Below are 15,515 nucleotides of genomic sequence, written 5' to 3'. Positions count from 1 at the left end.
TATCATGGCCTCCATTCATCAGGATAATATCTTTCCTGTTTACTACGATTACATCTTTGACAAGCAGTTTTTAGATATTTTGGATTATTGGCATATTTTATACGTGCCTTTCTAGACATGGCATACCCTTTCTTATAATAATGCTGCTTTAATGATGGATTATGATCGACCTCTAGTTTACCCCCTTTTCTACCACAATACTGACAAGTATAATTATCTCTCTTTAAAACTGCATCTCTTACACTCTTTCTAGTACCATTTCCGTAATGTTTTTTACGATTGTAAATTCCTTTATTTACCTTTATTTTTTTAGGTATTTTCTTTTTAATAACCTTTTTAACAACATACTTAGTACCTACTCTAACAATAACATAAGCAGCAACTATAAGGTAAGGATTACGCCCATCACTATCCGTTAGCATTACAGGATTATTACTTACGTAATTATAGCCATTTTGAGTTAAAACATCATCTTCATCCCCTGGGTCTGGATCCAAAGAAAGGAACACGCCATGCGTTGGATGATAGTATCGGGCAATCAGATAGTACAGACCCGTTTCTTGGTCATATTGGTATCCCGCATATCGGTATGGATTTTCGTCCGCCAATGCGCCGGATTGGGAAAGAATGTTCCCCCATGCATCATATTGATAACGGGCCACGATGTTTCCTTGCGCATCCGTTAGGGCGATGACATCGCCATGCGCGTTGTAGTGGTAGAAGTACGTCACGCCGCCTTGCTTCATCGCCAGGCGTTGGCCATCGGCGCTGTACACATACGACCGCACAACGCTGCCGCTTGCATCGGTTTCATATAAGACGTTCAGGCTGTCGCCTTGGTAATGGTAGTTCGTAATGACGCCATTTACATTCTTTTGGATGCGCCGGCCGTCTTCATCATATTTGTACGTCACAAAAGGAGTGCTTTCTCCTTTTCTCGTAATAGAAACCAATTGGTCCGCTTCGTTCCATTCGTATTGATATTTTCCATCTTCGAGACGGTTGCCGTTGGCATCATAAGAGATTGTCTCTGTTCCAAAACGAACCAACTGATTGGCAGCGTTATAATCGGCATTGGTCGTCGTCGACTGCCCATCCTTGGTTTTCACGATTTGCTTCCGGTTTCCGAATCCGTCATAGGCATATTCGACTTTTGTACCATCTGGAAGCTGCTCTTCCACTAATTGGTCTAGGGCATCGTAACGGTAGACGGTCGTTTCCCCCGTTGGGGATTCCACTTTCGTCCGGTTGCCGTTTTCATCGTAACGGTACGTTTCCGATAAAATTTCTTTTCCGTCCGCCGTACCGATCGAAACGCTTTCCACTAAGCCGCGGTCATCATACGTAAAGGTCGAACCGGCTCCGTTTCCCGTCGTGAAGGTGCGAACGTTTCCTCTCTCGTCATAGTCAAAGCGGTACGTATACGTTCCATCTTGGACGACCGTATTTTGATCCAAGGCATTGTATTGGTAATGGATCGTTTGGCTAAAGGACCCATGAGAGAACATCAACTGCTGTAATTTATCCGATGTCGTCGGATAGGTCCACTTTTGTACCCCTCCACGGTCAGATTGTTCGATGACCCGATTTGCTTTATCAAAGGTTCTTGTCTTGGTCATGCCGTCCTTTAAGTATTTTACAGAAAGTTCATTTCCGTTTTTATCGTAACTAAATTCGTAATACGGAACGTTGTTGTAAGAAATCGTTTTGACCCGTTCCGTTCCGTCATACGTCCATTGAATCGTGTTTCCTTTCGGCAAAACCGTTTTGATTTTATTTCCGTTGGCATCATATTCATTCGTTGTCACATCATTCAACGGACCGACGGTTTTCATGAGTTTACCGGTCGCATCATAAGAATAGGCAAATGTTTGAGACTGGCCGTCGCTGGTTCGAATGACTTTTGAAGTCATATTGCCATTTAAGTCATAATCGTAGTTGACGGAAGTACCGTTCGCTAACAACAGCTGTTTTAAGCGATCCGATAAATCATACGTGTACTCTTTCTTGTTTCCTTTCTTATCGTACTCGCTTAACAGGTTTCCTACGGCATCATAATTCTTTTTCGCCACATAGCCTTCTTCATCCACTTCTTCCGTGACATAATTTCCGCTTGCATCATACTTGTTTTTCGTCACCACGTTTCCTTCCATTAAACGGATCGCGTCAAACCATACCGTTCCCGTGTAATTGCCGCGGAAGACAGCGGATATGTCGATTTTATCAATTGGCTTGGAAGGTTGAATCGAAACGGCGGCACGGTTCCAATCTTGATTGCCAGTAGGGAAATCGGCGGTATACGTTTGGGTCGTTCCATCCACAAAGTATACTTTAGCCGTAATGGCATAATCGCTTGCGCTCACTGTGCCATTGGCTTTTACATTTTCAGCTTTCGAAACCCCAGTAAGCGTAAGGTTAATTGGTGCATCACCAGATGTTTGGCCAACGATGATGGTCTGCTTATACTCACTTGCCGATTGCGTGGTGCTTGTTCTAGATATTTTTAGTGAGTACCCTCCATCAAATGATTGCGTAGAATCTACGCTTCCTCCTGTTCCACTCCAATTCGTGGTGGTTCCTTCAAAACTACTATTTACAACTGGGTTGTAGCTGGAAGAAACCTGCGCTTCTTCCAATTGAACATTATCAAACCAGGCTTCTCCGGAAGCATCTGGAGACTTATGATCGACCTCTAAATAGACGCGAATTTTGGCTGCATTCGAAGGAGTGGTAAACGTCACTTGCCGCTCTGTCCAAGGTCTTGTGCCTACCAATTGACTATAACGATTGTCCGTCCAAGAAATTCGACGATTTTGGCTATCTAAAAATTCAACATTAAAGAACGCACTGGCTTTCGTTAAATTTGTTTTGATTTTTCCACTTAATGTGTATGTCGCATTCGGTTTTACCGCAATTTCTTGCGTAGCGGCCACATAACCGGCTTCTGCACTAGGCGACGTCGAATTCACTGTGATTTTTAACGTTTTTCGTCCCGTCAACCCATTATAAACATTCGTATCTTCCTGTAACTGCCCGGAATCATACGAACGAAGCACAGTCCAAGCGGTCGTTCCCTGTTCAAAGCCGTGATTAGAGAGTAAATTGGTCGCACTGCCCAATGCGTCACTTTCTTCAATCACATTTCCATAGGAATCGTACTTCGCTACAGAAGACGTTTTTCCCGATTGATCGGTTTCGGATACTGGATTTAAGCCATCATACGCAACCGTTGTCTTGTCGCCTTCTGTATCTGTCATGGAGATGACATCGTTATTTGGATTATACTGGTAGATTTCGGTCCCATAGCTATCCTTCGCTGTTAACACATTTCCATTCGCATCGTACGTATATGATTCCGTCGGTGTAGTGGCCCCAACATCATTCGGATCGTATGATTCCTTTAAATTGTTGCCTTCATACACATATTTCGTTGTAATATTTAAGCCGCCTACGTCATCCACAACCTCAATCGGGTTACCAGCCTCGTTGAAAGTATATTGAGTTTTGCGGCCATTCGGCTTTTGTATGAGCAATCGCCGTTCCGTTGGATCATAGGTCAATGTGTATACATGGCCTTCGGAATCACGTACTTGACTAAGCCTGTCGCCGTCGTACACGAACTGATTGACAACTGGCTGATCCTCCGTATGTGTCGGCTCGAATACTTTGACTAGACGATCAATCTCATTGTATTCATATCTTGTCACTTCTCCGCCCGCCTGAGTCACCGTCGTTAACAAATCATTCGTGTAGCCATATGTCACCGTCCGATTCATCGGGCCTATGATTTTTTCGATCTTTCCGTCTGGACGATACTGAATGTCTAATTTTCTTCCCGATGCGTCCGTAATCGACGTAAGCTTTCCATTCGAATAACCGTACGTCGTTGCGTTTCCATGACCGTCGACCATTTTGGTTAACTTGCCATCGCTTTTATTAAAATACATTTTCGTTTGATCTTTCGATTTCACGATCCACTCAGTGGCGGTCTCGCTTAGCTCCAAATAAACACCGGTTGGCGCTTGGTATGTTCCGTCGGCTCGTTTCATAAATATGTGAAGCGTCCCGTCTTCATCCGTCAATCGCGCTTCATTTCCTTGCGTGACGATATTCATTTCCGCATCGCTGTGCCAGCCTTTTCCGAATAAACCGGTCCATGGAGACAAGCTATTGTAGGTTCTGGATAGACCAAGTCCTAGCCCCCTACCTGAAATCGAAACATCTTGTTCATCTATCATGAGATTACCCGTAGCGGCATTCACGCTGCCATACGGAACATCAATGATGGACCAGTACTCTTCTTTTCCTAAATACTCATTCGCTTCCGGAATGTTCACCGTCAAGGCATTGCTGGAAAATACCGTTTCCCCATCCGCATTGTAGGCGCTGAGTCGGAAGTAGTAATGGGGGCTTGTCGCGTATTTGGTCCCCATTTTCGCATACATTGGGGAAGGATCTTTCGGAAGTTCCAATCCTTGTCCATCATGATGCAGCGTTAAGGTGCTGGAATCCCCTTGTTGGATTTCCTCCGGCGTTGGCCAAATTCCTTTGTTTTGCGTCGTCCAATGGTCCACGTCTCCTACATCAAATGCTTCATAGTAAAGTCCATTGAAAATCCACACTTTATACCCTGTCGCTCCAGGAATCTTATCCCAGTCTAACATGACATAACCCGAGTTGCTCCCCGATTGATTGCTGTAAGCAAATCCGGAAGGCGCTGGCGGCACTCGCAAATCCGGAATACGAGGCATATACGCATCCGAAAAGACGGTTTCCCCTTGAGAGTTATAGGCGCTTACTCGAATCCAGTAGTTGGTAGCCGTTGCATATTTCGTTCCCGCATTAGCATAGACTGGAGACGGGTCAACAGCTAATTCTGTGCCGAGACCGTCATTTAAATGCAACTTATATCTACCTGCTTGAATTTCCGTAGAGGTTGGCCAATACTTTTTGTTTTTCGTTGTCCAAGAAGTGACGTTCCCGACATCTAACGATTCATAGTAGGAACCGTTAAAAATCCAAATTTTATACCCCGTCGCTCCACTCACAGGATTCCATTTGAAATCGATATATCCTGTTCCGTTTCCGTTTGTATAACTTACCCCCGTCGGAGCAGATGGTTTTGCCAAATTCGGAATGGTCGGCATATACGCGCCTGACATGGCGCTTTCGCCTTGAGGAAAAATCGCACTGACTCGGAACCAGTAGTTCTTGCTGTTTGGATAACTTCCGCCTGAATTTCGATAGACTGGGGAAGGATCGACAGCCAACTCCGTCCCTAACTGATCTTGATGCAGATCGTATCTTCCAGCACTAATTTCAGAAGGGGTCGGCCAAATTTTTTTCCCTTTTGTACTCCAGGAAGTAACATTGCCTACATCAAACGCTTCATATGATTTCCCGTTATAAATCCAAACTTTATAACCCACAGCGCCAGGAACCCGATCCCATGATAAATTGATATATCCTGTGCCATCCCCATTACTGAAGGCCGTTCCTGTTGGCGTATCGGGAACTGGTATCGTATACGTAACAGACAAATATGGTTTATAACTGCTGTTCGTAGTGGAAACAACTTTTTTCCAATACGTTTGTCCATTTCCATTCGTATGGAGTTTCAATCCATAGTTTGGTTTGGTCCCTGATGCCCACGCTTTGACGGTGTTCGTCACATCGAATTGCGCCCATTGGTCTCTTGCCACATCGACTTTACCAATGTTCGTGGAAGAGGGTTTATTATTCCATGTTAAGGTGCTCGCAGACCATGAACCATTGACCGCATCTAACCATAAGCCGGTTGCTGTTGTTGCATAGTATGAGTGTGTCACATACACGTTGAATGTGGCACTCGTCACATTCATATTTTCGATATTTGATGTATCAGGATTTAAAAATCCGTAACAAGTCCCTGTCGTTCCATCATAATAACCGACTTTTAACACATATTGTCCTTGCGCCGAATCCCATTTACTTGATGCAGAACCATAGTTAGTCGTCGGGTAGGCGCTCATGACAAATGCATCGGTAGCAATAGCAACAGAAGTGCTAGGGTCAATATAAACCGGATAGACGCGCTTCGGATCTTTCAACCACTGCGGATCAGCTTTAACCGTTAAAATATACCCTTGATCATCCTGTTGAAGTTCGTATGTTACATTTTCCGAGCGCTGTGCTTCTCCCGAGTGTTCGTCGATATTCGAATCGACCATAAATGGTTTAGGGAGTTCAAATACTTTTTCATTTTCTTTGTTTGTAAATAAAATCGATCCATCGTCTTGAATATTGGCATGCAAATCGGTTTTCAAACGAAATTTGAAAATGTGATAGCCCGTAAAAGAGTGAAGAACTAAATCTTCTTTCGTTGATTCGTTAAATACGATATTTTGCAAGTCTATATTTGGAAAAATATTTTTATGCACAATCTTATTGTCTTTTTTCTTATAAATAGCGGGAACATCTTTCGCTTGAATCGGCTTCAGTCCATTCCCTGATGCTTCTAAAATAGAATAAGAAATGAAATATTCATTATACAGAAATTTTGCATATTCTCCATCCACCATTTTCTTGTAAAAACGAGGTTCCAAAATCGTATTCTCTGCTTGAACATGATTGGGATGGTCGATGAAGAAAGTGGAAACTTCCTCAAATTGTTTTTCGTTCTTTTTCTTAATATGAATCGGTTCAAAGAAAATTTTTCTGGTAAACGTACCATCACCATTGTAATACACTTTCGTATTCTCTGTTCGTTCCCCTATCAGCTCTCCCGGCTTCAAGTTTATGCTGGGCGCTTCTGGTACTTTAAGAGGTGATTGTTTCATCGCATTGTCAGATTTAGAATAGACGAACTCCGCCAATCCCTCCATAGGAATACTCGTAAAAACTAATAAAAATACTAACCACCAAACAAACCATGTTCTTAGATGCCTCATGTTTTCTCTCCTTATCAATCCTAAGTTGTCTAATTCGAGCTGCATGAGGAGATTTTATGCTATAAAAAACATACTCGCAATATTTTTCGACAAACAAATTTCGTCATTGTTCGACAGAAATCGATTTTATCACTTAACCTTTCAGACAATAGCGATAACGGTTGTTTTTTTCAATTGTTTTGTAAGATCATCCCGCTATGAGAAATGTGAGGAGTAGATGAACAATTAATGATTTTTTTGGAGGATTTGATTACACTTTATTCAAGAAAAGTACAATGAGACATTAACTGCGCCTACTGATGAATCCACCGAGGACAATCTTTTAGATTGAGTTCCAATTTCGCATATTCCGATGTATTTGATTTGATAGAATGCCAATTGACAATACACGAAATAAATTCTAATATTTTAGGACTGTGACAAATGTCGCTGCTTCCTTAACTTGTTGACCATGAGAAGCACTCATTTGTCTAGTCTGAACTTTCAACAAACTACAAAAACAAAATTAATCCTGATACGAAGACATCCTTATTTGATAAAACGATATAAATTCAACAGAGGGATACAAAAATGAGTAAAGCAAAAATTATATTTACTACCATGACAGGCGTTATCATAGGGTTAATCGTTAGTCTTTTATTATTAGTCATAAAAAGTACCGCAAAAGATTTTTTAAAAACATACTCCCTCGATTGGGTTATTGATGTGCTACTTTTTCTCATATTTATTGTCATTATAGTGCAATAATACAAAAGAAAAGAAAAACTAGAAATAAAGGATGCCCACATGAGGCATCCTTCATCTATTACTTCTTCAAGTTGTAGAATGTTTTTATTCCATCGTACACTGCTGTTTCGCCTAATTGGTCTTCAATGCGAAGCAATTGGTTGTATTTTGCGACGCGGTCTGTGCGTGATGGCGCACCTGTTTTAATTTGGCCTGCGTTTGTTGCGACGGCGATGTCGGCGATTGTGCTATCTTCTGTTTCACCAGAACGGTGAGAAATTACTGCTGTATAGCCTGCGCGTTTCGCCATTTCGATTGCTTCGAATGTTTCGGTTAACGTACCGATTTGGTTGACTTTAATTAAGATCGAGTTGCCGACACCTTGTTCGATACCTTGTGCTAATTTTTTCGTATTTGTTACGAACAAGTCGTCACCAACAAGTTGAACTTTTTTGCCAAGGCGCTCTGTTAATAACTTATGACCAGCCCAGTCGTTTTCGTCTAAGCCGTCTTCAATCGAGATGATCGGATATTTGTTGACAAGTTCTTCATACCAAGCAACCATTTCTTCTGACGTTTTCACAACGCCTTCGCCTTCTAAATGGTATTTGCCCGTCTCTTTATTGTAAAGCTCAGAAGAAGCAACGTCCATCGCAAGCATCACTTCTGTGCCTGGTTTGTAGCCTGCTTTTTCAATCGCTTCGATAATTGTTTCAAGCGCTTCTTCGTTTGATTTTAAGTTTGGCGCAAATCCGCCTTCATCACCAACTGCTGTGTTGTAACCTTTTGCTTTTAATACTGATTTTAAGCTATGGAAAATTTCTGCTCCCATGCGAAGCGCTTCACGGAAGTTCGGTGCGCCAACTGGCATAATCATAAATTCTTGGATATCGACGTTGTTATCCGCATGCGCACCGCCGTTTAAAATGTTCATCATTGGAACAGGCAACGTTTTTGCATTAAATCCGCCTAAATATTGATATAGAGGAACGCCTAAATAGTCAGCAGCTGCGCGTGCAACAGCCATTGAAACGCCTAGAATTGCGTTTGCACCTAATTTTCCTTTATTTTCTGTACCGTCTAACGCAATTAATGCACGGTCGATAGCAACTTGCTCTGTCACATCGTAGCTACCAATTAATGCTGGCGCGATGACTTCGTTTACGTTTTTCACTGCTTGTAATACACCTTTACCAAGGTAGCGACCTTTGTCGCCATCACGCAATTCAACCGCTTCATACTCACCTGTTGACGCTCCACTTGGTACAAGGGCACGTCCGAATGCACCTGATTCTGTGTATACTTCTACCTCTACTGTCGGATTGCCACGAGAGTCTAATACTTCACGAGCATAAATGTCAATGATTGTTGGCATCGTTCATCTCTCCTTTAGTTTATTTTTGAATTAACGTTTTTCCTGTCATTTCTTTCGGTTGTTGTAATCCGAGCAAATCAAGCATCGTTGGCGCTAAGTCCCCTAAAATGCCATCTTGGCGAAGCGTAATGCCTTTTTTCGTTACGATGACCGGAACCGGATTTGTCGTATGCGCCGTATTCGGACTGCCGTCTGGATTTAATACTTCGTCCGCATTTCCGTGGTCTGCGGTAATAATCGCAATACCACCTTTGGCGATAATCGCATCGACGACTTTTCCTAAACATTCATCGACCGCTTCAACCGCTCGAATCGTTGGCTCTAATTTTCCAGAATGACCAACCATATCAGGATTTGCGTAGTTTAAAATAATTGCATCGAATTTGTCTGCTTCAATTTCTTTCAGTAAAGCGTCCGTTACTTCGTATGCACTCATTTCTGGTTTTAAATCGTATGTGGCTACTTTTGGCGAGTCAATTAAAATGCGCTCTTCGCCAGGGAACTTTTCTTCACGTCCGCCGCTCATAAAGAATGTAACGTGCGGATATTTTTCTGTTTCGGCAATGCGCAACTGTTTTAATCCGTTTTGTGACAATACTTCACCGAGCGTATTATCAAGGTTCGTTGGCTTAAATGCCACGTACCCTTTTACTGTTTCACTAAAGTGCGTTAAGCATACGAAGAACAAGTTTTTCGGATGTTTCGGTCCACGATCGAATGAACGGAAGTCATCGTTTGTAAACGTGTTTGAAATTTGAATCGCACGGTCAGGACGGAAATTGTAGAAAATGACCGCGTCATTATCTTGAATCGTTGCGACTGGCGTTCCGTCTTCACGGACGATCACAGACGGCAAGACGAATTCGTCATAAATGCCGTTGGCGTACGAATCATCAACGCATGCAAGCGGATCACGGTATGATGGACCTTCACCGTACACCATCGCACGATACGCTTTTTCTACGCGCTCCCAACGTTTATCGCGGTCCATGGAGTAATAACGACCGGATAATGTAGCGATTTCACCGACACCAATTTGTGCGATTTGTTCATTTAACTGTTGAATGTACGTTTTCGCTGTTTGTGGACCGACGTCACGTCCGTCTAAAAAGCCGTGAATATACACATGTTTGACGCCTTCTTTTGCGGCGAGCTTGAGTAAAGCGAATAAATGGTTAATATGACTATGCACACCACCGTCAGAAAGAAGACCGAAAATGTGCAAATTTGTTCCGTGTTTTTTCACATGATCCATCGCTGCTAAAAATGTTTCGTTGCGCTCAAACTCACCTTCGCGAATGGCGATATTCACGCGCGTTAAACTTTGATACACAATGCGACCAGCACCGATGTTTAGGTGACCGACTTCCGAGTTCCCCATTTGTCCTTCTGGCAAACCGACCGCTTCACCGCATGCCGTTAATGTCGCATGTGGATATTCGTTCCAATAACGATCGAAATTTGGTTTTTTCGCTTGTGCAACCGCGTTGCCAAATGTTTCTTCACGAAGAGCAAAGCCATCTAAAATAATTAATGCTACTGGTTTTTTGCTCATTTTCCTGCCTCCACGAGTTGTAAAAACGATTGTGGTTGTAAGCTCGCACCACCAACAAGCGCTCCGTCAATATGTTCTTCCGCTAAAAATGCAGCAATATTTTCTGGTTTTACGCTACCACCGTATTGAATGCGTACCGCATTAGCTGCTTCTTGTGAGAATTTGTTCGCAATGACTTGGCGAATGTAGCCGCATACGTTGTTGGCATCTTCTGCTGTGGACGATTTCCCTGTTCCGATCGCCCAAATTGGCTCGTAGGCAATGACAACTTGCTTTACTTGTTCTTCTGTTAAGCCTTCAAGCGCTTTTTCAACTTGTACACGAACGACTTCATTTGTGCGATTGCTTTCACGCTCTTCTAATGTCTCCCCGCAACAAACGATTGGCACAAGTCCGTGCTTAAATGCCGCAAGCACTTTTTTGTTGACTGTTTCATCTGTTTCAGCAAACATTTCACGGCGTTCGGAATGCCCGATGATAACATACTCCACACCGAGATCTTTTAACGCAACGGGGCTAATTTCACCTGTAAATGCCCCTTGATCTTCAAAGTGCATGTTTTGCGCACCAATTTTTACATTTGTTCCTTTTGTCGCCTCAACTAAATGCGCTAAAAAGAGGGCTGGGGCACATACAACGGCGTCCACTTGCTCGTTGGAAGGAACCTCATGTTTTACTTCTTCCACAAACTGAAGCGCCTCTTTTAACGTTTTATGCATTTTCCAGTTTCCTGCAATAATCGGCTTTCGCATCGCTTTAATCCCCTTTCTTACTTATCGTTTAACGCGACGACACCTGGAAGTTGTTTACCTTCCATAAATTCAAGCGACGCACCGCCACCTGTAGAAATGTGATCCATTTTGTCTGCAAGTCCGAACTTTTCAACCGCTGCTGCCGAGTCGCCGCCACCGATGACCGTATATGTATCTTTCGCATCGGCAAGCGCTTGAGCAACAGCTTTTGTTCCTTCAGCAAACGCGTCCATTTCGAATACGCCCATTGGACCATTCCAAATGACGAGTTTTGATTTCAAAATCACATCGCGATACAATTCGCGTGTTTTCGGACCGATGTCAAGTCCTTCCCAATCACTTGGAATTTCATCGATGTTAACAACTTTTTTATTCGCATCGTTTGAAAAATCGTCAGCTACGACTGCATCCACAGGCATGTAGAAGTTGACGCCTTTTTCTTTCGCTTTTTCCATGAACGATTTTGCTAATTCAATTTTATCTTCTTCTAATAACGATTTTCCGATTTCATGGCCGAGCGCTTTCACAAATGTGTAAGCTAATCCGCCACCGATAATTAAATTATCGACTTTGTCTAATAAGTTTTCGATCACACCGATTTTATCTTTTACTTTCGCACCACCGATGATTGCGGTAAACGGACGGTCTGGGTTCGATAATGCCTTTCCTAACACTTCAATTTCTTTTTCCATCAAAAATCCAGCTACCGCAGGCAAGTGATGGGCAATACCTTCTGTCGATGCATGCGCACGATGTGCTGCACCAAACGCGTCGTTGACATATACATCTGCCAGTTCTGCGAATGCTTTCGCTAACTCTGGATCGTTTTTCTCTTCACCTGGATAAAAACGTACGTTTTCAAGCAATAACACATCGCCTTCATTCATTTCAGCAATCGCAGCTTTCACTGCATCGCCATACGCTTCATCTGTTTTCACGACGCGCTTGCCAAGCAATTCACTTAAACGTTCTGCCACAGCATTTAAGCGCATCTCTTCAACAACTTTTCCTTTCGGACGACCAAGGTGGCTCGCTAAAATGACTTTCGCTCCTTGTTCCATTAAATATTGGATCGTTGGGAGCGCGGCGCGAATGCGTGTATCGTCAGTGACGACACCGTTTTGCATTGGCACGTTAAAATCGACGCGGCAAAATACACGTTTCCCTTTCACATCAATGTCACGGACGGTTTTTTTGTTCATCCTATTTCGCGCAGGAGACTCCCACTTCAACGACCAAAGGGAGTAAGTGGGAGAGGAATGCGCGTTCCCCCTTTCTTTTGTGTATGATATAATAAAGGCGTGGAGAAAACCGTTCAATAAAGGCACTCCAATAACTGCTACTCGATGTATGGAGTTGGTTACAGGAAACGTTGTAACCGTAAAACATCGAGCGTGGATCCGTCTGTTGTGTGTGGAAGCCAAGTACTGCCAACAGACACACCGAGAGAATCGGTAACGATGCAGGCATGACCTGCGTCGTTGGGTAGTCGTCAACCTGCCCCTGATGCAACCCCAAGTCAAGGAAGGAGGACGAAGTCCGTTTGCACTTCTGGGGAGTTGCAAGCCCTCACTTCAAGCGTTAGCTAAGTGGGGGTAGTTGACGGAAAGGCCTCCTTATTCGTGTGATACATAGAAAGGGAGTGGGGATGATCCCCGCTCCCCTTCTCGGTATGTCCAACTATTTATTATAAACCGTTTTGGGCAAACAATCCAAAAAATTATAAACCTTTTGACGCAATGTATGCAGCAAGGTCAACAACGCGGTGAGAATATCCTGTTTCGTTGTCGTACCAAGAAAGAACTTTCACCATGCGACCTTCCATAACCATTGTTGAAAGGGCATCGATTGTTGAAGAAGCTGTTGAGCCGTTGTAGTCACGAGAAACTAATGGCTCTTCGCTGTAAGCAAGAATGCCTTTTAATTCACCTTCTGCCGCTGCTTTTAACGCTGCGTTTACTTCTTCAACAGTAACTTCTTTTTCAAGTTCAGCAACAAGGTCAACAACGGACACGTTTGGTGTTGGTACACGCATCGCCATACCATTTAATTTTCCTTTTAATTCAGGCAATACAAGTGCTACTGCTTTTGCCGCACCTGTTGATGTTGGAATGATCGATTCAGCTGCTGCACGCGCACGACGTAAATCTTTATGTGGTAAATCAAGAATTTGTTGGTCGTTTGTATACGCGTGAACAGTCGTCATCATACCACGAATGATACCAAATTTTTCATGCAATACTTTCGCAAATGGCGCCAAGCAGTTTGTTGTACAAGATGCGTTTGAAATGACATGATGGTTTGCTGGATCGTATTTGTCTTGGTTTACGCCCATCACGATTGTAATGTCTTCGTTTGTCGCTGGTGCAGAAATGATGACTTTCTTCGCGCCTGCTTCTAAATGTTTCGCTGCGTCTTCGCGTTTTGTGAAGCGTCCTGTTGATTCAACAACGATATCAACACCAAGTTCGCCCCATCCTAAGTTTGCTGGATCGCGCTCTGCTTTGACGATAATTTCTTTTCCGTTTACAACGATGTTATTGCCGTTTACAAACACTTCTGCATCTAATGTGCCGTGAACAGAGTCATATTTTAAAAGATGTGCTAACGTTTTTGCATCTGTTAAGTCGTTAACTGCAACCACTTCAATTTCAGGATTTTTTAATGCTGCGCGAAATACGTTACGGCCGATACGACCAAAACCGTTAATACCAATTTTTACTGCCATCGTTTTTGTCCTCCTTTGGAATTATAAGGATATATTTTAGAGGGATGAATCATCCCGTACTAACTGTTTTGCTGCACCTTCATCTGTAATTAAGATGCACTGATGTGCCTGTTTCATATACGCTTGAATTGCTTTTGCTTTCGAAGCGCCTCCTGCCACTGCAATGACGCAAGGAACGTGGCGCACATCTTCGAGCTGAATGCCAACGGTGTTTACTTTATGAACCACTTCTCCATGTTGATTGAAGTAGTATCCAAACGCTTCTGCTACCGCCTTGTTGTGTTCAATTTTTTTCATTTCTTCTGGTGGCGTTTTTCTTCGTTCTGCCATCGTTTTTGCGTCACCTATACCATGAATGACGACCGTTGATGACTTAATTAATTCAAGCACTTCTTTAATAGCTGGTTCTTCAATAATCGATTGATACGTTTCAGCACTTAGCTGGTCAGGGACATGTAACAAACGATAATGTCCCATTGCTTTTTCCGCCATGCGCGCACAAATCGTGTTCGCCTGGTTCGTTACATCTTCTCCAAGTCCACCGCGTGCTGGAACAAATAACACATCTCGGTATTTGACGTCTGGTGTCATCATTTCAGCAACAGCAGCAAGGGTTGTTCCACCAGTTACTGCTACAACGTCTTTCCCTGTTAGTGAATGTTTTATACGTGAGACACAAGCTCTTCCCATCTCTCTTTTCACCCAAGGGGATTGGTCACTGTCTCCGGCAACGACAATGACATCTTTGACAGGAAGTTTCTTTTTTATTTTTCTTTCCAGCTCTTTTAACCCGAGTACTTCTCGCATCATATCTTCAAGTTGAATGAGTACATCGTTTCCTTCCGATGTAACACTCATGCCCGCAGTTGTAATATCAAGCAAATTTTGCTCTTTTAAAAACTGCACTTCCGACCGTAAGACGCGCTCGCTAATGCCTAAGTTTAAGGATAATGTTCGGCGTCCAATCGGTTGCATTAAGCGAATGTGCTGCAAAATTTCGTATCGCTTTTGCATAATCGCGAGAAGATCAGGCAACAATTTTCGTTGAACCTCAATCCATTGTCGCATGCTCTTTTCTTCCTTCTTTACTCTCTTTTTCTTTTCCAGGACGTTTTAAGTCCCACTATGACGTATTATGTCCCACTTTACGTAAAAAAAATTCACCCCTGCTACAACTTTATTGTAACAGGAAGTGAAACGTTATTCAACTGCTTCGTATTTGTTGTAATCGCTTTCTTATGACATCTTTGTGAATGCGACCGTACGCAACGATGTCTCCGTTCATTTCAATGACAGGAATCATAAGATGGTATCGTTCAAGTAATCGCTCATCTTTGTAAATATCTACTTCTTCCCATTCGACTTGTAACTCGCGAAGAATGTCTTTTGCTTCATCACAAAGACAGCAGTTTTCTTTCGAATATAACACGATTTTCATGTTTTGTCCCCT

At 42.9% G+C, this 15,515-nt stretch carries 8 protein-coding genes; all 8 read right to left on the bottom strand.

Annotated features, from left to right (window positions below):
* Window positions 1–2: 2 nt before the first annotated feature.
* On the bottom strand, window positions 3–6,209 hold the full coding sequence (locus ETB99_RS06585) for a DNRLRE domain-containing protein (protein ID WP_483860844.1): 6,207 nt from the start codon (window positions 6,207–6,209) through the stop codon (window positions 3–5).
* Between the two features lie 1,525 nt (window positions 6,210–7,734).
* A complete protein-coding gene (eno, locus tag ETB99_RS06580) occupies window positions 7,735–9,030 on the bottom strand; it encodes a phosphopyruvate hydratase (protein WP_094240472.1) in 1,296 nt (431 codons plus the stop codon).
* Window positions 9,031–9,049: 19 nt separating this feature from the next.
* The gene (gene gpmI / locus ETB99_RS06575) at window positions 9,050–10,585 is read right to left on the bottom strand and encodes a 2,3-bisphosphoglycerate-independent phosphoglycerate mutase (RefSeq protein ID WP_171700247.1); all 1,536 of its coding nucleotides are present in this window, start codon (window positions 10,583–10,585) and stop codon (window positions 9,050–9,052) included.
* Window positions 10,582–11,337 carry a triose-phosphate isomerase gene (tpiA, locus tag ETB99_RS06570; protein ID WP_006322696.1) on the bottom strand — a complete coding sequence of 252 codons (756 nt, stop codon included), beginning with the start codon at window positions 11,335–11,337 and terminating at the stop codon, window positions 10,582–10,584. The genes gpmI and tpiA overlap by 4 nt, the downstream gene beginning before the upstream one ends.
* A gap of 17 nt (window positions 11,338–11,354) precedes the next feature.
* A complete protein-coding gene (locus tag ETB99_RS06565) occupies window positions 11,355–12,539 on the bottom strand; it encodes a phosphoglycerate kinase (protein WP_043967836.1) in 1,185 nt (394 codons plus the stop codon).
* A gap of 518 nt (window positions 12,540–13,057) precedes the next feature.
* Window positions 13,058–14,065, bottom strand: a complete 1,008-nt coding sequence (gene gap, locus ETB99_RS06560) for a type I glyceraldehyde-3-phosphate dehydrogenase (RefSeq protein WP_077429733.1) — start codon at window positions 14,063–14,065, stop codon at window positions 13,058–13,060.
* A 36-nt stretch (window positions 14,066–14,101) separates the two neighbouring features.
* On the bottom strand, window positions 14,102–15,133 hold the full coding sequence (locus ETB99_RS06555) for a sugar-binding transcriptional regulator (protein ID WP_171700246.1): 1,032 nt from the start codon (window positions 15,131–15,133) through the stop codon (window positions 14,102–14,104).
* Between the two features lie 136 nt (window positions 15,134–15,269).
* Window positions 15,270–15,503 carry a glutaredoxin family protein gene (locus tag ETB99_RS06550; protein WP_012576015.1) on the bottom strand — a complete coding sequence of 78 codons (234 nt, stop codon included), beginning with the start codon at window positions 15,501–15,503 and terminating at the stop codon, window positions 15,270–15,272.
* Window positions 15,504–15,515 lie beyond the last annotated feature (12 nt).

This window comes from Anoxybacillus sp. CHMUD (assembly GCF_013096965.1).
Taxonomy (GTDB): Bacteria; Bacillota; Bacilli; order Bacillales; family Anoxybacillaceae; genus Anoxybacillus; species Anoxybacillus kestanbolensis_A.
This window is presented reverse-complemented; position numbering and strand designations above follow the sequence as displayed.

What these genes read in the sequence shown, in the direction of transcription:
- ETB99_RS06550 (WP_012576015.1), bottom strand. Translation starts at nt 15,503, where the DNA reads ATGAAAATCGTGTTATATTCGAAAGAAAACTGCTGTCTTTGTGATGAA.
- gpmI (WP_171700247.1), bottom strand. Translation starts at nt 10,585, where the DNA reads ATGAGCAAAAAACCAGTAGCATTAATTATTTTAGATGGCTTTGCTCTT.
- eno (WP_094240472.1), bottom strand. Translation starts at nt 9,030, where the DNA reads ATGCCAACAATCATTGACATTTATGCTCGTGAAGTATTAGACTCTCGT.
- ETB99_RS06585 (WP_483860844.1), bottom strand. Translation starts at nt 6,209, where the DNA reads ATGGTCGATTCGAATATCGACGAACACTCGGGAGAAGCACAGCGCTCG.
- gap (WP_077429733.1), bottom strand. Translation starts at nt 14,065, where the DNA reads ATGGCAGTAAAAATTGGTATTAACGGTTTTGGTCGTATCGGCCGTAAC.
- ETB99_RS06565 (WP_043967836.1), bottom strand. Translation starts at nt 12,539, where the DNA reads ATGAACAAAAAAACCGTCCGTGACATTGATGTGAAAGGGAAACGTGTA.
- ETB99_RS06555 (WP_171700246.1), bottom strand. Translation starts at nt 15,133, where the DNA reads ATGCGACAATGGATTGAGGTTCAACGAAAATTGTTGCCTGATCTTCTC.
- tpiA (WP_006322696.1), bottom strand. Translation starts at nt 11,337, where the DNA reads ATGCGAAAGCCGATTATTGCAGGAAACTGGAAAATGCATAAAACGTTA.